15 protein-coding genes are annotated in these 20,439 nt (G+C 76.8%); 10 read left to right on the forward strand and 5 right to left on the reverse strand.

Annotation, left to right across the window (positions count from 1 at the left end):
• The first annotated feature begins 28 nt into the window (after positions 1-28).
• The 4 genes from ACI78S_RS01985 to ACI78S_RS02000 are packed head-to-tail and all read left to right on the forward strand — an operon-like array spanning position 29 to position 4,705.
• A complete protein-coding gene (locus ACI78S_RS01985; RefSeq protein WP_456970517.1) occupies positions 29-787 on the forward strand; it encodes a CDP-alcohol phosphatidyltransferase family protein in 759 nt (252 codons plus the stop codon).
• Entirely contained in the window at positions 784-2,931 is a 2,148-nt protein-coding gene (locus ACI78S_RS01990) for a glycosyltransferase (RefSeq protein WP_456970518.1), read from the forward strand. Before ACI78S_RS01985 ends, ACI78S_RS01990 begins: the two co-directional genes overlap by 4 nt.
• On the forward strand, positions 2,928-3,941 hold the full coding sequence (locus tag ACI78S_RS01995) for a glycosyltransferase family 2 protein (RefSeq protein ID WP_456970519.1): 1,014 nt from the start codon (positions 2,928-2,930) through the stop codon (positions 3,939-3,941). The genes ACI78S_RS01990 and ACI78S_RS01995 overlap by 4 nt, the downstream gene beginning before the upstream one ends.
• Positions 3,938-4,705, forward strand: a complete 768-nt coding sequence (locus ACI78S_RS02000) for a polysaccharide deacetylase family protein (RefSeq protein ID WP_456970520.1) — start codon at positions 3,938-3,940, stop codon at positions 4,703-4,705. Before ACI78S_RS01995 ends, ACI78S_RS02000 begins: the two co-directional genes overlap by 4 nt.
• Before the next feature lie 241 nt (positions 4,706-4,946).
• On the opposite strand, the gene ACI78S_RS02005 is transcribed toward ACI78S_RS02000, so the two are convergent.
• Both ACI78S_RS02005 and ACI78S_RS02010 read right to left on the reverse strand, forming a co-directional pair.
• A complete protein-coding gene (locus ACI78S_RS02005) occupies positions 4,947-6,458 on the reverse strand; it encodes a lipopolysaccharide biosynthesis protein (protein WP_456970521.1) in 1,512 nt (503 codons plus the stop codon).
• Complete coding sequence (locus ACI78S_RS02010; protein WP_456970522.1) at positions 6,442-7,416, reverse strand: glycosyltransferase family 2 protein; 975 nt, start codon at positions 7,414-7,416, stop codon at positions 6,442-6,444. The genes ACI78S_RS02005 and ACI78S_RS02010 overlap by 17 nt, the downstream gene beginning before the upstream one ends.
• Positions 7,417-7,629: 213 nt before the next feature.
• Here ACI78S_RS02010 and ACI78S_RS02015 point away from each other — a divergent pair, with 213 nt between their 5' ends.
• The 6 genes from ACI78S_RS02015 to mfd all read left to right on the forward strand — a co-directional run bounded on the left by ACI78S_RS02015 (position 7,630) and on the right by mfd (position 16,088).
• The gene (locus ACI78S_RS02015) at positions 7,630-9,006 is read left to right on the forward strand and encodes a hypothetical protein (RefSeq protein ID WP_456970523.1); all 1,377 of its coding nucleotides are present in this window, start codon (positions 7,630-7,632) and stop codon (positions 9,004-9,006) included.
• A gap of 73 nt (positions 9,007-9,079) precedes the next feature.
• The gene (locus ACI78S_RS02020) at positions 9,080-10,519 is read left to right on the forward strand and encodes a polysaccharide biosynthesis tyrosine autokinase (RefSeq protein ID WP_456970524.1); all 1,440 of its coding nucleotides are present in this window, start codon (positions 9,080-9,082) and stop codon (positions 10,517-10,519) included.
• 11 nt (positions 10,520-10,530) lie between these two features.
• Positions 10,531-11,094, forward strand: a complete 564-nt coding sequence (locus ACI78S_RS02025; RefSeq protein ID WP_456970525.1) for an arsenate reductase/protein-tyrosine-phosphatase family protein — start codon at positions 10,531-10,533, stop codon at positions 11,092-11,094.
• Positions 11,095-11,218: 124 nt separating this feature from the next.
• Positions 11,219-11,671, forward strand: a complete 453-nt coding sequence (locus ACI78S_RS02030) for an adenylyltransferase/cytidyltransferase family protein (protein ID WP_456970526.1) — start codon at positions 11,219-11,221, stop codon at positions 11,669-11,671.
• A complete protein-coding gene (locus ACI78S_RS02035) occupies positions 11,671-12,420 on the forward strand; it encodes a polysaccharide deacetylase family protein (RefSeq protein ID WP_456970527.1) in 750 nt (249 codons plus the stop codon). The genes ACI78S_RS02030 and ACI78S_RS02035 overlap by 1 nt, the downstream gene beginning before the upstream one ends.
• Positions 12,421-12,530: 110 nt before the next feature.
• Positions 12,531-16,088, forward strand: a complete 3,558-nt coding sequence (gene mfd / locus ACI78S_RS02040) for a transcription-repair coupling factor (RefSeq protein ID WP_456970528.1) — start codon at positions 12,531-12,533, stop codon at positions 16,086-16,088.
• 45 nt (positions 16,089-16,133) lie between these two features.
• Here the strand turns inward: mfd and ACI78S_RS02045 are convergent, their stop codons facing one another.
• From ACI78S_RS02045 to ACI78S_RS02055, 3 genes are all read right to left on the reverse strand, one after another.
• Entirely contained in the window at positions 16,134-16,718 is a 585-nt protein-coding gene (locus tag ACI78S_RS02045; protein ID WP_456970529.1) for a TIGR03086 family metal-binding protein, read from the reverse strand.
• A gap of 135 nt (positions 16,719-16,853) precedes the next feature.
• The gene (locus ACI78S_RS02050; protein WP_456970530.1) at positions 16,854-19,784 is read right to left on the reverse strand and encodes an acetoacetate--CoA ligase; all 2,931 of its coding nucleotides are present in this window, start codon (positions 19,782-19,784) and stop codon (positions 16,854-16,856) included.
• A complete protein-coding gene (locus ACI78S_RS02055; RefSeq protein ID WP_456970531.1) occupies positions 19,781-20,425 on the reverse strand; it encodes a 4'-phosphopantetheinyl transferase family protein in 645 nt (214 codons plus the stop codon). Before ACI78S_RS02055 ends, ACI78S_RS02050 begins: the two co-directional genes overlap by 4 nt.
• Positions 20,426-20,439 lie beyond the last annotated feature (14 nt).

Here is a 20,439-nt window from a genome sequence, read left to right on the forward strand (position 1 = left end):
CCGACCCCACGGCCCGGCAGGGGACGTCGTGACCAGCACCGAGATCCGCCCGCCGGAGGCGCCCGAACCGATCCGCGCCACGCTGCAGCGGCTCGCGTCGGCCCAGAAGGGCGCCGCCGGCGCCCCGGCGTACTCCCGCTTCGTCAACCGCGGCGCCGGCCGGCTGCTGGCGGCCCTGGCGCACCGGGCGGGGCTGACGCCCGACCAGGTCACGGCGGTCAGCGCCGCGCTCACGTTCAGCGGGATCGGCCTGCTGGTCACCGTTCCGCCGTCGTGGGGGCAGGGGATCGCGGTCGCCGCCTGCCTGCTGCTCGGCTACGCGCTGGACTCCGCGGACGGGCAGCTGGCCCGGCTGCGCGGCGGCGGCTCGCCGGCGGGCGAGTGGCTCGACCACATGGTCGACGCGACCAAGTCGGTGTCGCTGCACCTGGCGATCGCGGTGGCGCTCTACCGCTTCGTGCCGGCCGACCGCGGCTGGCCGCTGCTGCTGCCGCTGGGCTTCGCCGTGGTCGGCGTGGTGCACCTGTTCGCGATGCTGCTGAACGAGCAGCTGCGGCGCAACCACGGCCGCGCGGAACGGGCCGCCCCCACCGCCGAGCGCCCCTCGGTGCTGCGGTCGCTGGTCGTCCTGCCCACCGACTACGGCGTCCTCGGCCTGGCCTTCGTGCTGTTCGGGGCACCGTCGTGGTTCCTGGCCGACTACACCCTGCTCTTCCTGGCCAGCACCGGCTACCTGCTGCTCGCGCTGGGCCGGTGGTTCCGCGAGATGCGGGGGCTGACGGCATGACCCTCGTCGCCCCCCTCCCGCCCGCGCCGGCCGCCGGCGGCGGCGGCGACCCGATCGGCGTCGTCGTGGTCTCCTACGGCTCGCCCGCCCTCCTCCGCCGCACCCTGGCCGCCTCGGGCCTGGGTGGGGGCGACGTCCGGGTGGTCGTGGTCGACAACTTCTCCTCGGCCGCCCACCGGCGCGAGCTCACCGCGCTGGCCGCGGAGCAGGGCTGGCACCTGGTCGGGCTGCCGGACAACCGCGGCTTCGGCGCCGCCTGCAACGCCGGCGTGGCCGCGGCCCGCGACCTGGGCTGCACGACGTTCCTGTTCCTCAACCCCGACGCCGTCGTGACCCCGGCGGTGGTGGCGGAGCTCCGGGCCCACAGCCTGCGCGAGCCGCTCGCCCTGATCAGCCCCGTGCTGGTCGACTCGGCCGGCGACGTGGTGTTCCGCATGGCGCGGACCGACCTGCGCACCGGCCGCGTCCGCACCCGGCCGGCCGCCGCCGCCGCGCTGCCCAACGACCCCGGCGACTGGCTGTGCGCGGCCTGCGTGGTCGCCTCCGACCGGCTGCTGCGCCGCATCGGCGGCTTCGCCGAGGACTACTTCCTCTACTGGGAGGACGTCGACCTCGGGTTCCGCACCCTGCAGGCCGGCGGCTCGGTGGTCCTGCGGGAGGACCTCGTCGCCGTGCACGACGAGGGCGGCACCCACGACGAGGCTCCCCACGGGAAGGGCCGCCGGGGCGAGGCCAAGTCGGCGCTGTACTACCGCTACAACTGCCGCAACCGGCTGGTGTTCGCCGCGCGCAACCTGCCCCGGCGCCGCCTGCTGCGGTGGGTGCTGTCCACCCCCGCCCTGAGCTGGGACATCCTCCTGCGCGGCGGCCGACGCCAGCTCGTGCACGACCCGCGGCTGCTGTGGGCCGCCGTGGCCGGCTCGCTGGCCGGGCTGCGCGCGGCGCTGCCCGCCCTGCTCCCCGGCGCCGGTCGCCGCCCGCGCCGGCCCGCGGTGCTCGTCGTGCACCCGGGCGCCGAGCTCTACGGCTCCGACCGGGTGCTCCTCGAATCGGTCACCGCCCTGCAGGAGCGGGCCGCGGTGACGGTGGCCCTGCCCGGCCCCGGCCCGCTGGTGGGCGAGCTCGAGCGCCGCGGGGCCCGCGTCGTCGTCGTCCGGATGCCGGTGCTGCGCAAGGCGGTGCTGCGGCCCGCCGGGATGCTCGGCATGCTGCGGGACGCCGTGGCCGGGCTGCGGCCGGCGCTGTCGCTCGTGCGCCGCGCCGGGCGCGACGGCGTCTACGTGAGCACCACGGTGCTGCCGAGCTGGCCCCTGCTGGCCCGGCTGGCCCGCCGGCGCGTCGTCTGCCACGTGCACGAGGCGGAGTGGCCCGGTCCCGCGGTGCTGCACCGGCTGGTGCTGGCCCCGCTGCGCGCGGCGCACACCGTGGTCGCCAACAGCCGGTTCACCCGCGACGTCCTCACCGGGCTGGTGCCGTCGCTGGTGGGGCGCACCGTCGTCGTCCCGAACCCGGTGCCCGGGCCGGCCGCGCCGCGCCCGCCCCGCGCCCGGCTGGACGGGCCGCTGCGCCTGCTCTACGTGGGCCGGCTGTCGCCGCGCAAGGGCCCCGACGTCGCCGTGGCGGCGCTGCGCGAGCTCGTCGACCGGGGCGTGGACGCCCGGCTGGCGCTGGTCGGCTCGGTCTTCGCCGGCTACGAGTGGTTCGAGGAGGAGCTGCGCGCGGGCGTGGCCGGCGCCGGGCTGGCGGACCGGGTCGAGTTCCTGGGCTTCCGGTCCGACGTCACCTCCGCGCTGCGGGACGCCGACGTCGTCCTCGTGCCCTCGGTGCTCGACGAGTCCTTCGGCAACACGGCCGTGGAGGCCGTGCTGGCCGCGCGGCCGGTCGTGGTGAGCGACCTCGGCGGCCTGCGGGAGGCGGTCGCGGGCTACCCGACCGCCGCGGTCGTGGCGCCGGGGCGGCCGGAGCTGTGGGCCGACGCCGTCGAGCGGCTGGTCGCCGGCTGGGAGGCGCTGTGCGCGACGGCGGTCGACGACGCCGCCGAGGCCCGGCACCGCCACGCGCCCGACGCCTACCGCGCCCGCCTCGCCGCGGCGGTGCTGGACGGTCCCGCCGGTCGCCCGGCCCCCGCGGGGGTGGCCCGGTGAGCGTGCCCACCCTGGTGGAGGGCGGCGCCGCGGCGCGCCCCGGCACCGTGCGGGTGACCATCGCGGTGCCCACCTTCCGGCGGCCCGACGACCTGCGCACCCTGCTGCCCGTGCTGCTCGAGCACGCCCGCGAGGCCGGCGCCGACGGGCGGTACGCCGTCGACGTGCTCGTCGTCGACAACGACCCGGACGGCGGCGGTGCCGCCACGGTGGCCGAGTTCCCCGCTCCGGAGCTGCGCTACGCCGCCGAGCCGACGCCGGGCATCGCCGCCGTGCGCAACCGGGCGCTGGACGAGGCCGCCGACGCGTCGCTGCTGGCCTTCATCGACGACGACGAGCGCCCCGAGCCGGGCTGGCTGACCGCCCTGCTGGCCACCTGGGCCGCGACCGGCGCCGCCGCGGTCTCCGGCCGGATCCTCGCCGAGTACGCCGGCGAGCTGGACCCGTGGATCGGCGCGGGGGAGTTCTTCGTCCGCCGCCGCATGCCCACGGGCACCCCGATCGACGTCGCCGCCTGCGGCAACCTGCTGCTCGACCTGGACCAGGTGCGCGCCGCCGGGGTGCGCTTCGACCCCGCGCTCGGCCTCGGCGGCGGGGAGGACACCCTCTTCAGCCGCGAGCTGGCGAAGGCCGGCCGCCTCATGGTGTGGTGCGACGAGTCGGCCGCGGTGGACCGCGTGCCGCCGTCGCGGATGACCCGGCAGTGGGTGCTCACCCGCGCCTGGAGCCACGGCAACCGGACCGTCCTGATCGGGCTGTGGCTCGCCGCCGGACGGTGGGCCCGGTTCGAGGTGCGCGCCCGCGGCGTCGTCGGCGGGCTGCTGCGCGTGGCCGCCGGCGCGGCGCGGTGGACCTGGGGCCTGGCCCGGGGTTCGCTGCGCGACCGCGCCCGCGGGCTGCGGGGCGTGCTGCGCGGCGCCGGTATGGTGGCCGGCGCCTGCGGGCTGGTCTTCGAGGAGTACGCCCGGTCCGGCCGCCGCTGGCGGTTGGCGGGGAGAGGAGCACGGTGAGCAGGCTGGCTGGGGCGAGGTCGACGGCCGTCGACACGGCGATGGACGCCGCGCGCGCCGTCCGGCGGACCGTGCGGCGCACCGGCGGGCTCGTGCTGGGCTCCGCGGTGGCCGTCCGGACGCCGGCGCGCGACGTCGTCCTCACCTTCGACGACGGCCCCGAGCCGGGCGGCACCGACAAGGTGCTGCCCGTGCTGGCCGACGCCGGTGCGACCGCGACCTTCTTCGTGCTCATGACCCGCGTCCGCAAGCACCCCGAGCTGCTGCGCGAGGTCGTCGCCGCCGGTCACGAGATCGCGCTGCACGGCATCGACCACCGGGCCCTGCCGACGCTGACGCCCGAGGAGGTCGCCCGGCGGGCGCGCGAGGGCAAGGCCGAGCTGGAGGACGTCATCGGGCGCGAGGTGCGCTGGTTCCGGCCGCCCTACGGCCGGCAGCGGGTGCGCGACTGGCGGGCCGTGCGGTCCACCGGCATGGACCCGATCCTCTGGGGCCCCACCACGTGGGACTGGAAGGACGTCACGCCGGCCGAGCGGATCGCCAAGGCGCTCAAGGACGTCCGGGTCGGGTCGATCGTGCTGGCGCACGACGGCTTCGCCGGCCCCGAGGACGGCGCGTGCGACGGTCCGCCGCCGGTGCTCGACCGCGGCGAGCTCATCGCCGGCGTGCTCGAGGGCTACGCCGAGCGCGGCCTGACCGCCCGGTCGCTGGGCGACGCGCTCGGCGGCGGGAGCCTGGTCCGCGAGACCTGGTTCCCCGGCTGACCCGGGCGGGGAGCAGCGCGCTGCGTCCGAGGGCGGTCACCCGAGCCGGGTGACCGCCCTCGCGCGCACCGGGTGTCGGCGCGTCGCGCTCTCGGGAGCCGCGGAGGCCACCGTCGGTCGACGTCCGGTGGCCCGGCCGGGCGTCCGCGGCGCCGGCGACCGCACCGGGATGCGCCCGGGGGGGGTCACGCCGCTCGAGGTGACCGCCCCCGGACGCATCCCGACGGGGTCCGCGCGGGCGTCAGCGGCCGATCATCTGGCGGGCCCACGCCACCACGCCGGCGATGTCGCGCCGGATCGTCGGCAGCAGCGCGGCGACGCCGTAGGCGGCCAGCCCGGCGACCACGCCGGCGGCGATCCGCCCGACCGAGGGCCAGCCGGCCACCAGCTCGGTGGCGGCGAAGCAGGCCACCCCGGCCGCGGCCGCGCACGCGGTGATCCGCAGCGCCCCCAGCAGCAGCGCCCGGACCGGCAGCGGGGTGATGCGGGAGAGCCACCACAGCGACAGCGGCCACTCCAGCAGCGCGGCGGTGGCGTAGCCGGCGGCCACGCCGACCACCCCGAAGGAGACCCCGACGCCGATGCAGACGGCGTTGAGCAGGAGCGTCACGAGGGTGTAGCGCAGCAGCGCCGCCGACAGCCCCCGCGAGAGGTAGACCCAGAAGCCGACGTACGACAGCGTCTGCGCGCTGCCCGCCACCGCCAGCAGGGCCAGCACCGGCGCCACCTCGGCCCACCGGTCGCCCAGCAGCAGGTCGACGACCGGGACGGCGGCCCCGGCGACCAGCGCCATGGCCGCCACCAGCGAGAAGCCGAGCGCGAGCTGGCTGCGCCGCAGGTACTCGCCCGAGCGCTCCGGGTCGTCCTGCAGCTTCGACAGCACGGGGACGGCGACGGTGGTGGCGGGGGAGCGCAGCTGGTTCAGCGGCGTCATCAGCAGCTGGAAGCCGCGGTTGTAGAGACCGAGCGCCGTCGGCCCGGCGAACAGGCCCAGCGCGATGTTGTCGAGGTTGTTGCCCAGGTAGAAGACGCCATGCGTGCCGGTCAGGCCGGCGCCGAAGCGGACCAGCGGACGCAGGCCGGCGCCGCGGCGCGGCGGCCCGGGCACCCAGCGGCCGAGCGCCACGACGACGACCAGGACGATCGCCCCCTGGGTCAGCTGCTGCGCGACCAGCGCCCAGTAGCCGGCGCCCAGCGCGGCGGCCGGGACGGCGACGCCGAACGCGACGAGCTGCGCGACGAGGTCGCAGCCGGCCACCGCGCCGAAGCGCAGGTCGCGGGTGAGGCCGGCGCGGTACTGCGCGGCCAGCCCGTTGAGCACGAAGGTGAGGGCCAGCACCCGCACGATGCCCTCGAGCTCCGGCTCGCCGAAGGCGGCGGCGACCGGGCCGGCCGCCACCAGGGCCACGGCGCCCAGCAGCACGCCGGCGGCGGTGTTGAGCCAGAACAGGCCGTCCCGCTGGCGGGTGGTGAGCTCCGGGGCGCGGATCGCCGCGGTGGACAGGCCCAGGTCGCGGAAGACCTCGCCGACGCCCACCACGACCAGGCCCACGGCCAGCAGGCCGTAGTCGTGCGGGCTGAGCAGGCGCGCCAGCACGGTGACGGAGGCGAACTGCAGGAGGATCCGCGCCCCCTGCCCGGCCAGGGTGACCGCCGCCCCGCGGGCCGCGGTGCGGCCGAGGCCGTCGCCCGACGGCGTCGCCGGCTCGGCGGTGGTGACCGCTGCGGTCGTCGGCTCAGCGTCCAGCGACATGTGCCTGCTCCAGGGGAAGGGTGGGGGACGGCGCGGCCGCGGCGCGGCCGTACTCGTCCGGGACGAAGCCGAAGGCGCCGACCACCAGGCCGGCGTAGCTGACGACGGTGGCGACGGCGGCCCCCTGCGCGGCGGCGTCGCGGCGCACGGCGGCCCACGCGAGCGCGCCGGCCGCGAGCGTCGTGCGGGCCACCGCCTTGGCGACGACGCTCGAACGGACCCGGGCGCGGCCGAGCCGGCCGCGGGCCAGGGACACCTCGGCCCGGCTCCACGACCCGGCGGAGCGGAAGCAGCGGCGCACCACCCAGCGCCGGGTGATCCGGTCGGCCGGCACGGACTCGACCGCCTCGGCCTCGTCGCACCACCGCAGCTCGCCGCCGCGGTGCACCAGCTGGTGGGTGAACAGCGTGTCCTCGCCGCCGACCAGCCCCAGCCGGGGGTCGAAGGCCAGCCCGAGCGCGCGCACGCGGCGGACGTCGAGCAGCAGGTTGCCCGCGCCGGCGCCGCCGACCAGCGTGCCGCTCGGCCGCCGGCGCCGGTCGAAGACGCCGGTGCCCAGCACCCACGGCTCGGCCGGGGCCAGCAGCCGCGAGGACACCGGCCCGGCCACGGCGGCGCAGTCCCACTCCCGCCAGGCGGCCACCAGGCGCGCCAGCCAGCCCGGGAGCGGCAGCTCGTCGTCGTCGAGGAAGACCAGGGCGTCGGCGCCGGCCGCCTCGTCGAGGGCGCGGTTGCGGGCGGCGGAGATGCCGGGGCGCGGCTCGTGCACGTACCGGACGCCGTCGGCGGCCCACTCCCGCACCGTCCCCGCCGCGCTGGCCGCCGGATCGTTGTCCACCACCACGACCTCGGCGCGCGGGAGGACGGTGCCGGCCTGGGCCACGAGCTCGGCCAGCAGCGCGGGCAGCTGCTCCGCGCGCCGGTACGTGAGCACGGCGACGACCGTTCTGCCGGACATGTTCCCCCTCGCCCTCACTGCACATCCGTGGTGCTTGAAAACGGTATTGGGGAACCCGTCCGCGGTAACGGGGTGCTCATTCCTTCGGGTGAGCGGAGGAGGCCGGGAATCAGCGGCGCGCGAATTGTGCGGCACCGTTGACGGGCGGCTTCCGGACGACCCGGCGGCCGCGCCGCGCCCGCCGGGTCCGGCGGCGGTCGAGACGAGGGGGACGTGCGGCCCGTGGACGTGCAGGCGTTGACCGGCGGCAGCCTGGCGGAGCTGCCGGTCCTGGGCGCCGTGGCCGTGGTCCTCGCCCTCGGGCTGCTCGTGATGGTCCGCGCGCCGCGGCTGGCCTTCGCCGGCTGGGTCGTCTCCCTCTGCTTCGTCCCGGTCTGGGTGGGCGTCAGCATCAAGGTGGGCCTCGAGTCGCACGTCATCGCCAGCCTGGGCCTGGTCGCCAGCCTGCTGCCGGTCCTGGTCCGGGGCAGCCGGCTGTCCACCGTGCGCCTGGCCTGGGGTGACGCGGTGTTCGCACTGTTCGTGCTCGCCTCGCTGGTCCCGGTCGTGTCGGGGCGGGTCACCTTCTCCGACACCTTCGTCGTGGCCGTGCAGTGGACGGCCGCCTTCCTGGCCGGCCGGCTCGTCGGCTACCGGGTGCCGCTCACCTGGGTCTACGGCGCCCTGGCGATCGCCTTCACGGCCGTGGCCGGGCTGGCCCTGGTCGAGTTCGTGACCGGCTGGAACCCCTTCCTGAAGATCCCCGGCGACGGGAGCCTGCGGGCGGCGTGGGCCGCCGTGCAGGACCGCGGGGGCCGCACGCGCGCCGAGGGCGCCTTCGGCCACTCGATCGCGCTGGGCGCCGCCCTCGCGCTGGTCGTGCCGATCACCCTCGCGGCGCCGTTCCGCACCGCGCTGCGGCTCGGGATGGTCGTGCTCATGCTGGGGGCCGCGGTCGTCACCTTCAGCCGGATCGGCCTGGTCACCGCCGTCGTCGGCGCCGTCCTGGCCGTGCTGTTCCTGCGCGCCGACCTGCCGCGCCGGCTGCGGGTGGCCGTGACCGCCGGGCTGGTCGTCGTCGGCGTCGGCACCGCGTCGCTGGTCTCCACCGTCTTCTCGGCGGCCGGCACCGAGGCCACCAACAGCGCCGACTACCGGCTGGAGCTGCTCAACCTGGTGCCGCACCTGCAGCCCTTCGGCTGGGCCTCCACCGCCTACCAGGTCGCCGGCCGCACCGTGCTGGCCAACGTGCCCTCCAGCGACGGGACGCTGCACTCGATCGACAACGCCCTGCTGCTGGTGGGGCTCTCCTACGGCTGGGTGCCGATGGCCCTGGTCCTGGGCCTCCTGCTCGGCGCCGTCGGCTGGGTGGTCTCCGGCCGGGCCACCGCGCCCACCATCGCCCTGGTCGCGCAGATCCCGGCCTTCGCGACGGTCGCGCTGATCACCCAGTACTCGACCTTCACCTGGTTCGTCGCGGGGCTGGCGGTGTTCAGCCAGTCGGTCGTCACCCGGGAGGCGGGCACCGGCCGGCCGCCGGACGGGCTCCCGTCACCCGGCGTGAGCGCTCCGCGCGGCCGCTCACCCGAAATGGTGGACAGCATTCCTTGAACGGCTTCACCGACCGTACCGTGGACATTCGGAATTGGAATCCGGCGGCTTCCGCCGGTGTGGGGGGAGAATCGTGACGCTGCACAAGTTCGTGACCGTCCTGCGGAGGCGGAAGTGGCTCGTCGCGACCATTCTTCTCCTCGCGGTGGCCGGCTCCGGCGTGGGTAGCGCGCTGGCCACCCGGACGTACACCGCGACCGCCGGGCTGTACTTCTCGGTGCGCACCGCCACCGGCGTCGACGACCTGGCGGTGGCCGCGACCTTCAGCCAGACCCAGCTGGCGTCGTACGCGACGCTGGCGATGACGCCCGAGGTGCTCGAGCCGGTCGCCGACGAGCTCGACGTCGACGGCGGTGTCGAGGAGCTGGCCGGCCAGGTGGCCGTGACCGCGCTCGACGGCACCGTCGTCCTCGAGGTGGCGGTGACCGACACCGACCCCGCCCAGGCGGCCCGCCTGGCGAACGCGATCGCCGACCGGGTCATCACGGTCGTCGAGGACCTCTCGCCGTCCACGGTCGACGCCGAGGGCGCGACGGTCGACGAGTCGGCGGTCGAGGTCACCGTGGTGACCCCGGCGACCGCGCCCGAGTCGCCGTCCTCGCCGAACGTGCTGCTCAACCTCGCCGCCGGCGCCGTGCTCGGGCTCGGCCTGGGCGTGCTGCTCGCCGTCGGCCGCGACGTCCTGGACACCCGGGTCCGCGGGGCCGAGGACGTCGCCGAGGTGACCCGCACGCCGGTGATCGGCGCGCTGGGTGTCGAGCCCGGCCGCAAGCGCGGCGTGCTCATGGAGACGGCGCCGCACAGCCCGCAGGCCGAGGCCTACCGGCAGCTGCGGACCAACCTGCACTTCCTCGAGCTGGGCCAGCGCGGCCAGCAGGGCCGGCACCGGGCCGTCTCGGTGTCCTCCTCGCTGGCCGCCGAGGGCAAGTCCACCGTCGCGGTCAACCTCGCGGTGGCGCTGGCCGAGACCGGGGCGCGGGTGCTGCTCGTGGACGCCGACCTGCGCCGCCCCTCGGTGGCCCGGGTGCTGGGGATCGAGGGCGCCGCCGGCCTGACCACCGTCCTGCTCGGCCAGGCCGACGTCGACGACGTCGTGCAGCCCTGGGGCGGGTCGGGGCTGCACGTCCTGCCCGCCGGGCCGCTGCCGCCCAACCCGACGGAGCTGATCGGCTCGGTGCCGATGCGCCGGCTGCTCGACGAGCTGCGGGTCCGCTACGACCACGTGGTCCTCGACAGCGCGCCGCTGCTCCCGGTGGCCGACAGCGCCGTGCTCGCCGGCCTGGTCGACGGCACGCTGCTGCTGGCCAACGGCACGAAGGTGCGCCGCCACCAGCTGGCGGAGAGCCTGCGCACGCTGGCCCGGGTCGACGCGCCGGTGCTCGGCATCGTGCTCAACGAGGTGGCCCGCGACGACCGCGTCTACGGCTACTACGCCGCCGAGGAGCCGAGCGCGGCGCCGACCCGGCCCGCGGACCGGCCGGACCGCGCCGAGCCCGCGCCCGCCGGCCGCTGAGGCCGCCGGCGGTGCCCGCCCGCGTGCTGGTCGTCTGCGAGGGCAACGTCTGCCGCTCGCCGGCGGCCGAGGTGCTGCTCCGCAGCGGCCTGGGCGAGGGGACGGGCATCGAGGTGGCCAGCGCCGGCCTGGGCGCCCGGGTCGGCGAGCCGGTGGACGAGCCGGTGCGGCGGCTGCTGCAGGCGCGCGGGCTCACCGCCGACGGCCGCGCCCGCCAGCTGACACCGGACCTGGTCCGGGCCGCCGACGTCGTGCTCGCCATGACGGCCGCCCAGCGGGCCGCGGTGGTGTCGCGCGTGCCGGCCGCGGTGCGCCGCGTGTTCGTGCTGCGGGAGCTCGCCGCGCTGGCCCGGCTGGCCGGGCCGCTCGAGGGGCCCGACCCGGCCGGCCGCCTGGCCGCCGTGGTGGCGTCGGCGGGCCGGCTGCGCGCGCTGCGCGGGCCGGCGACCGACGACGACGTCCCCGACCCGTACCGCCGGGGCGCGGAGGCGCACGCCCGCGCGTTCGACCTCGTCGCCGAGGCGGTCGCCGACCTGGTGGCCGCGCTCGCACCGGCCGCGGTGCACGCTCCGTGAGCGGCCCCGGTGGGCGCCTCGCGCGATCGGGTGATTCCGCGCCCAGGGTGATGACGCAGCGTAGTGGAGCTGCTGGACTCGAGGGGTGCGGCGGCCGCCGCGCGGACACGGGGGAACGGACCACATGACTCGGGTGATCGGCTACGCGCCGGGCGCGTACGACCTCTTCCACATCGGCCACCTCAACCTGCTGCGGCACGCCCGCGCGCACTGCGACCACCTGATCGCCGGCGTCGTCTCCGACGAGATGCTGGTGCTGACCAAGGGGCGGGCCCCGGTGGTCCCGCTGGCCGAGCGCCTGGAGATCGTGCGCAGCCTCAGCATCGTCGACGACGTGCACGCCGAGGTCGTCCCCGACAAGCTCGACACCTGGCGCGAGGTCGGGTTCGACGTCATCTTCAAGGGCGACGACTGGCGCGGGACGCCCAAGGGCGACCGGCTCGAGCGGGACTTCGCCGCGGTGGGCGTCGAGGTCCGCTACTTCCCGTACACGGTGCACACCTCGAGCACGGCGCTGCGCCGCGCGCTCGCCGCCCTCGAGGGGAAGCCGCTGGCCGCCACGGCGGACGGCCGCTGATGAGCGCCCCTGCGACGCAGCGGGCGCGGGGGGAGCGGCTGCGCGTCCCGCCGGTGCTGATGTACCACTCGATCAGCCCCTCCACGGCGCCCGACCCGCACCGGGTGCGGGTCTCCCCGCGGCGACTCGACGCCCACCTGCGCCTGCTGCGCCGGCTCGGGCTGCGCGGCGTCCCCCTGGGCGAGCTCGTGGCCGCGCGGGACCGCGGGCAGGCCGCCGGCCTGGTGGCGCTGACCTTCGACGACGGCTACACCGACTTCCTCACCCACGCCGCCCCGGTGCTCGACCGGCACGGCATGACGGCGACGCTCTACGTCGTGGCCGGCCGGCTGGGCGGGCACAACGCCTGGGACGACGGCCCCCGGCTCGACCTCGTCGACGCCGACGGCGTGCGGGCGGTCGCGGCGGCCGGCCACGAGATCGGCAGCCACACGCTCTCGCACGTCCGCCTGGCCGGCGCGGCGCCCGACGTGCTGCGGCACGAGGTGACCGAGAGCCGTCGGGTGCTGGAGGACGTGCTGCAGGCCGAGGTCCGCGGGTTCTGCTACCCCTGGGGCGACTTCGACGAGGCGGCGGCCGACGCGGTGCGCGACGCGGGGTACGACCACGCCTGCGTCACCGGCGACTACCTGCCCGGCGACCGGTGGACCCTGCCGCGGGCCTACGTCGGCCCCGGCGACACCGTCGCGCACGTGGCGGCCAAGCTCGCCCGGCACCGCTGGCGCATGCGCGGGGTGGCCGCCGGCTGACCGCGGTCGCGGGACCGGGCCCGCGGCCCCGGCGGGCCGTCGCCGGACAGGGCTAGCCTGGGAGCAGGCCCCCGCGCACCCGGCGCGACGTGCGTGCCCAGCACCCTGGAGTGGAGACCGTGACCCTGCGCGGCGTGCTCGACGTCGTCCTGACCGACCCCGGCATGGCGCGCGTCGTCGCCTCCGCCGGCGCCGCCGAGCTGACCGTCACCGCGCCGCCGCCGGTGCAGCCGCTCGTCGCCGCCGCCCTCGCCGCCCGCGGCGGCGAGCCGGGCACCGGTGTCCCCGTGCTCGTGGTGACCGCCGGCGAGCGGGACGCCGACGCCGTCGCCGCCCAGCTGCGCTGCTTCCTGCCCGAGCGGCGGGTGGAGACCTTCCCGGCCTGGGAGACCCTGCCGCACGAGCGGCTCTCGCCGCGCGCCGACACCGTCGGCCGGCGGCTGGCCGTGCTGCGCGACCTCACCCACCCCGGCGCCAACGGGGCGGTCGACGTGCTGGTCGCCCCGGTGCGCAGCGTGCTGCAGCCGCTGGCGCCGGGCCTGGGCGACCTGGTCCCGGTGGAGCTGAAGCCGGGGGACACCGCCGAGCTCGACGACGTCGCCCGCGCCCTGGTCGACGCCGCCTACACCCGCGTGGAGATCGTCGAGAAGCGCGGCGAGTTCGCCGTCCGCGGCGGCCTGCTCGACGTCTTCCCGCCCACCGAGCCGCACCCGGTGCGCGTGGAGTTCTGGGGCGACGAGGTCGACGAGCTGCGCTACTTCTCCGCCGCCGACCAGCGCTCGCTCGACGAGCGGCCGGACCGGCTGTGGGCGCCGCCGTGCCGCGAGCTGCTGCTCACCGACGAGGTGCGCGCCCGCGCCGCCGTGCTGGCCGCGGAGCACCCCGGCCTGGTCGACGTCCTGGGCAAGCTCGCCGAGGGGATCGCCGTCGAGGGCATGGAGTCGCTGACCCCGGCCCTCGTCGAGGGGCGGCTGCAGCTGCTCACCGACCTCGTCCCGCGCGGCACCCACGTGCTGGTCTGCGACCCCGAGCGGGTGCGGAGCCGCTCGGCCGACCTGGTGCGCACCGCCGAGGAGTTCCTCGCCGCCTCCTGGGCCACGGCCGCCGAGGCGGGGGAGGCCCCGCTCGACCTGGGGGCGTCGTCCTTCCGCGAGCTCGAGGACGTCGAGGCCGCCGCGCGCGGCCGCGGGCTGCCGTGGTGGACCACCGGCGCGTTCACGCTCCGGACCGAGGACGACGACGGGCACGTCACCCTCGACGCCACCACCGTCGAGCGCTTCTCCGGCGACGTGCCCAAGGCGATCGAGCAGCAGCGCGCCTGGCACCGCGACGGGTGGCGCGTCGTCGTCACCTTCGCCGGCCCCGGCCCGGCGCAGCGCGCCGCCGACCAGTTCTCCGAGGCCGACCTCGGGGTGCGGCTGGTCCCCGACGTCGCCGCCGCCCCCGACACGGGCCTGACCCACGTCACCCAGGGCAACCTGGAGACCGGCTTCGCCTTCCCCGGCGTGGGGCTGGCGCTGCTCACCGAGCACGACCTCACCGGCCAGCGCGGCACCACCATGCGGGACGCGGTCAAGATGCCGGCCCGCCGGCGCAACGCCGTCGACCTGGTGCAGCTGCAGCCCGGCGACCTCGTCGTCCACGAGCACCACGGCATCGGCCGCTACGTCGAGATGGTCAGCCGCACGGTCAACGGCGGGCAGCGCGACTACCTGATCGTCGAGTACGCGCCGAGCAAGCGGAACCAGCCGCCGGACCGGCTGTTCGTGCCCACCGACTCCCTCGACCAGCTGACCCGCTACGTCGGCGGCGAGCAGCCGGCGCTGTCGAAGCTGGGCGGCGCCGACTGGCAGAAGACCAAGGGGCAGGCGCGCAGGGCGGTCAAGCAGATCGCCGCGGAGCTCATCCGCCTGTACTCGGCGCGCATGGCCACCAAGGGGCACACCTTCGGCCCCGACACCGTCTGGCAGCGGGAGCTGGAGGACGCGTTCCCGTTCCAGGAGACGCCCGACCAGCTGGCCGCGATCGACGAGGTCAAGGCCGACATGATGCAGCCGGTCCCGATGGACCGGATCATCTGCGGCGACGTCGGCTACGGCAAGACCGAGATCGCCGTGCGGGCGGCGTTCAAGGCGGTGCAGGACGGCAAGCAGGTCGCCGTCCTGGTGCCGACGACGCTGCTGGCCAACCAGCACTTCAAGACCTTCTCCGAGCGGGTCGCGCAGTTCCCCGTGAAGGTGGCGGTGCTCTCCCGCTTCCAGTCCGACGCGGAGTCGAGGAAGGTCCTCGAGCAGCTGGCGGCCGGCGAGATCGACATCCTCGTCGGCACGCACCGGCTGCTGCAGCCGACCACCCGCTTCAAGGACCTCGGCCTGGTCATCGTCGACGAGGAGCAGCGCTTCGGCGTCGAGCACAAGGAGTACCTGAAGACGATGCGGACGGCGGTCGACGTCCTGTCGATGTCGGCCACCCCGATCCCGCGCACCCTGGAGATGTCGCTGACCGGCATCCGGGAGATGTCGACGATCCTCACGCCCCCGGAGGAGCGGCACCCCGTCCTCACCTACGTGGGCGCGTGGGACGACAAGCAGATGGCCGCCGCCATCCGCCGCGAGCTGCTGCGCGACGGCCAGGTGTTCGTCATCCACAACCGGGTGCAGTCGATCGACAAGGCCGCGGCGAAGATCCGCAACCTCGTGCCCGAGGCGCGCGTGGCGGTCGGGCACGGGCAGATGAAGGAGCACGAGCTCGAGCGGATCATGGTCGGGTTCTGGGAGAAGGAGTACGACGTCCTGGTCGCGACGACGATCGTCGAGTCCGGCCTGGACATCCCGAACGCCAACACGCTGATCGTCGACCGGGCCGACACCTTCGGCCTCTCCCAGCTGCACCAGATCCGCGGCCGCGTCGGCCGCGGCCGGGAGCGGGCCTACGCCTACTTCACCTACGACCCCACGCGGCCGCTGACCGAGACCTCGGTCGACCGGCTGACCACCATCGCGCACAACACCGACCTCGGCGCCGGCATGGCGGTGGCGATGAAGGACCTCGAGATCCGCGGCGCGGGCAACTTGCTCGGCGGCGAGCAGTCCGGGCACATCGCCGGCGTCGGCTTCGACCTCTACGTCCGGCTCGTCGGCGAGGCGGTGGCCGACTACCGGGCACAGGTCAGCGGCGAGGCGGCGCCGGCCGAGCCGCTGGAGGTCCGGGTCGACCTGCCGGTCGACGCGCACCTGCCGCACGACTACGTGCCAGGGGAGCGGCTGCGCATGGAGGCATACCGCAAGGTGGCCTCGGTGCAGGACGACGACCAGGCGCAGGCGGTGCTCGAGGAGCTGACCGACCGCTACGGTGCGCCGCCGGCGCCGGTGCTCAACCTGCTGGCGGTCGCCCGGTTCCGGGCGGCGATGCGCCGGCTCGGCATCACCGAGGTCTCCCTGCAGGGCCGGGCGATCCGGATCAGCCCGGTGCACCTGCCGGAGTCCAAGCAGATGCGCCTGACCCGGCTGGCCGACGGCGCCACCTACAAGGCCGCGGTGGAGACGATCTCGCTCAAGGTGCCGGTCGGCCCCGACCGCCGCACCCCGCTGCGCGACGTCGCGCTGCTGGAGAACCTGCACGCGCTGCTGACGTCCCTCCTGGCGGAGCCGCAGAAGGCCGCCTCCTGAGGTCGCGGAGTGCCACGGCGCGGAAAGCGCGCCCGTGGCACTCCGTCAGGGGCGCCACTTCGGGTCGCGGCCGAGGAAGCCCAGCAGCCGGTCCTGCAGCGGCGCGGTCGCCGCGACCGGCACCTCCGCGCCGTACACCTCGATCCCCGGCCCGAACGCGCCCGGCGTGCGGAACTTCCGCATCAGCTCGGCCGGGACGGCGGTGGCGGCCGCCCACAGCTGCGCGACGTCCCCGGGGTCCATCAGGCCGTCCTGGCCGGTGGCGCGGGCCAGGTCCCAGCGGTGCACCACCAGGTCGTCGCTGAGCACCCGGTCGACGTGCTCCTCGACGGTGAGCCGGCCGGCCGGGGTGTCGTCGGCCGTCGTGGCCAGCGCCCGGTCGTCGAGCACGGCCTCGACGGCGGCGCGGGCGGCCCGGAAGGCCGCCAGGGGCTCCTCCCCGGCCGGGACGGGCGCCCGCCCGACCGGTTCGAGCACCTCGGCGTGCATGCCCACGACGTGGTCGACGACGTCGCGGGCGCTCCAGGCCGCGCACGGCGACGGCTGCGCCCACCGCCCGGGTCGCACGGACGCGACGGTGCGCTCGAAGGCGGCCGCGCGGCGCCGGTACCTCTCCGCGATGCTCTCCACGACGCCTTGGACCGCCGCCCGGCAGGGAACTGAGCGGCAGGGAACTGAGCGGCAGGGAACTGAGCGGCAGGGAACTGAGCGGCAGGGAACTGAGCGGCAGGGAACTGAGCGGCAGGGAACTCAGGGGCGCGGAACTCAGCGCAGCGTCGCCGAGACCCGGGCGGCCAGGGTGCCCACGTGGCGCCCGCCCAGCACGCCGGTGCGCTCCTCGTCGAGGTCCATGTGGTGGCCCGGCACCTCCGTCACCAGGAGGTGCGGCGCCACCCGCCGCCACCCGGCCAGCGAGTTGCCCACGATCGGCAGCCGGCCCTGCGCCAGGTAGTACGTGACGGCGCCGTCGAAGGGCTCGGGGCGGAAGGCGTTGACCACCCGCTCGGAACCGGCGAAGAACTCCGCCTCGGTCGCGCCCGCCCCGGTGTCCGCCGCGACCGCCCGGCGCCACGGCCGGCGCAGCAGCTGCCGCGCGCGCTCCAGCCGGCGGGCCCACCCGCGGGCGCGCAGCTCGGTGCGGGTCAGCGCGGCCGCGGGCGGCAGGACGTCGACCAGGCCGAGGAAGCCGACCGCCGCGCCGTCGCGCCGCAGCGCGGTCGCCGCCGCGTACGCGACGATCCCGCCGAAGGAGTAGCCCAGCAGGCTGTACGGCCCCTCCGGCTGCACCTCCCGGAGGCGGGCGACCGCCTCCTCGGCCAGCTCGGGGACGGTCCGGTGCCGCCCCCCGGCGTCCACCAGCGGGAGCCGCAGGCCGCGGACCGGCCGGTCGGTGACCAGCCGCTCCACCAGCCCGCCGTACAGGTTGAGCTGCCCCCAGGCGTCGGCCACGAGGAACACCGGCCGGCCGTGGCCGGACCGCAGCAGGGGGGAGTGCTCGGTCGCGCCCGCGGGAGCGGCCGCGGCGGCCCGGGCGAGCCCCCCGGGCGTCGGGTCGGCGGCGAACTCCTGCACCGGGACGTCGGCCCCCAGCTCGAGCCGCACCCGCCGCAGCAGGCTGAGCACCTGCCGGGAGGTGCCGCCGAGGTCGGAGAAGTCGTCACCCGGGTCGGCGTCGCGCCGGCCGAGGACCTCGCACCAGATGCGGGTCACCTCGCGCAGCAGGACCTCGTCGGCGGGCGCCGCGGTGGCCGGGGCGGGGCGGGCCGGTGCCTCGCACTCCCGCCGCCCGGCGGCCGCCGCGCGGATGGCCTCCAGGCAGCCGGGGTTGCGCAGCGCGGAGAGGTTGGGGACGGCGTCCCCGTTGACGGCGTCGCGTGCCGCGCGCTCCGACTTCTTGCCGTTGTGCGTCATCGGCAGCTCCGGCACGGCGAGCACCAGCGAGGGCACGTGCGCCGCGGAGGCCTCCGCGCGCAGCCGGCGGCGGACGGTGCGCTCGAGGCCGGCGTCGAGCACCACGCCGTCGCGCAGGACCAGCAGCAGCACCATCCGCGAGGAGCCGGGGGAGGCCAGGTCGCGCTGCTCGACCGCCATGGCGTCGGCGACCTCGGGCATGCTGCGCAGGACCGTGTAGATCTCGCTCGGGCCGATGCGGACGCCGTCGACGTTGAGCACGCCGTCCGAGCGGCCGTGCAGCCGGGCGGTGCCGTCCTCGTCGAAGTCGACCAGGTCCCCGTGCGTCCACGTGCCGGGGTGCGCGGCGAAGTAGGCGGCGTGGAACCGGCTGCCGTCGGGGTCGCGCAGGAAGCCGATCGGCCGGGACGGGAACGGGCGCCGGCACACCAGCTCGCCGACGGCGCCGACGACCTCCCGGCCGTCGGCGTCCACCGCCGCCACGTCGAGCCCCAGGCTGCGGGCCGAGCAGCGGCCGCGGCGGACCGGCACCTCCGGGGAGCCCAGGACGAAGCAGCCGATGATGTCGGTGCCGCCCGAGATCGACTGCAGCGGCACCGGGCCGACCGCGTCGGCCACCCAGTCGAACTGCCAGTCGTGCAGGACGGCGCCGGTGGAGAGCACCGCCCGCAGCCGCGAGAGGTCCACCGCGCCGGCGGGGCGGTAGCCGGCGTCCTGGCACAGCTGCAGGTACGCGGGGCTGGTGCCGAAGACCGTGACGCCGTGCTCGCCGACCAGCCGCCAGAGCGACTCGGGGCCGGTGACCGGGGCGTCGTTGACGACGATGCGGGCGCCGACGGCCAGCGCGGACAGCTGCCAGTTCCACATCATCCAGGCGGTGGTGGTGTGGAAGTACAGCGTGTCCCCGGCGCCGAGGTCGACGTGCAGCCGCAGCTCCTTGACGTGCTCGAGCAGCGTGCCGCCGGCGCCGTGCACCATCGCCTTGGGCGGGCCGGTGGTGCCGGAGGAGAACATCACGAACAGCGGCGCGTCGAAGGGGAAGCGCTCGAACCCGGGCTCCCCGGCGGGTCCCGCCGGCAGGTCGGCCAGCCGGTCCACCGGCAGGTCGCCGGCCGGCAGCGGCTCGTCGTCGAGCACGAGCGCCCGGCGCAGCGTCGGCAGCCCGGCCAGGACGGCGGCGACGGTGTCCGGGGCCATGGCGGAGCGGTCGAGCACCGCCAGGGCCGGCTCGACCTGCTCGAAGCGGCCCAGCAGGGTGCCCGCGCCCATGTCGGGGGCCGCGGTGGACAGCGCGGCGCCGAGCGCGGCGACGGCCAGGCCGACGACGACCGTCGACCCGCTGTGCGGCGCGACCAGGACGACGCGGTCGCCGGCGCGGAGGCCGGCGCCGGCCAGCGCGGCGGCGGTCCGCCGGACGTCGGCGCGCAGCCGCCCGCGGGTCCAGGTCTCCGCCCGCCGGTCGGCGTGCACCGCGGTCAGGGCGGGGGAGTCGTCGTCCGCGCCGGGCAGCGGCCGCAGCAGCGCCTCGGCGTAGTTGAGCCGCACGTCCGGGAAGAAGCGGGCCGTCTCGACGTCCTCGCCGGTGAGCACGACGTCGGCCGAGCCGGACCACGGCAGCTCCGACCAGTCGAGCAGGGTGCGCCAGAACGCAGCGGGGTGCTCGACGGAGAACCGGTGCAGCGCCCCGGGCGTGGGCAGGGCGTGCCCGGCCGCCATCTCGCAGCGCGCGCGGAAGTCCGCGAGCTGCCCGGCCGGACGGTGCGGGGCCGCGGCGGCCAGGGTCACGCGCGCACCTCCTCGACCGGGCCGACGGCGAGGCTGGCCACCCAGCCGGCGGGCACCGGGACGTCGCGGAGCTCCCAGCCGGCGACCACGCTCGCGGGCCGGCCCACCGGGGTGGTGATCGAGGCCGGGTGCTCGCGCAGCCCCGTGCCGCGGGCCTTGAGGACCGCTTCCTTCCGGGTCCAGGCCCGGGTGGCGGCCACCGGCCGGTCGACGGCGGGGAGGGCGGCGAGGGCGCGCCGCTCGTCGAGGTCGAGCCACCCCTCGTCGAGCACCTCGGCCGACCACGCGACGACGCGCTCGACGTCGACGCCGACGCGGCGCCGGCGGCCGACGGCCACCAGCCCGAGGTCGCCGTCGGCGGAGCAGCTGACGTGCAGGCCGACCGCGGCCGGGCGGGGCTGCCCCGCGGGGCCGGCGCCGAGCGGCACGTCGGCGGCCACCATCCCGAGCTCCTCGGCGAGGGCGGCGCGGAGGGCGGCGCGGAGGGCGACCCGCCGGCGGTGCACCGCGGGGGTGCCCCGGCGGGCGCGGGCCCGCTCGGCGGGCGCGAGGGTCTCCTCGGCGCGCGCCACCGCGTCGTCGTCCAGCGCCAGGTCGACGCACCGGACGAGGACGTCCCCGGTCCCGCTGCTGCTCCGCACCCCGGAATGGTTGC

The sequence above is a fragment of the Geodermatophilus sp. SYSU D00815 genome, assembly GCF_054050035.1.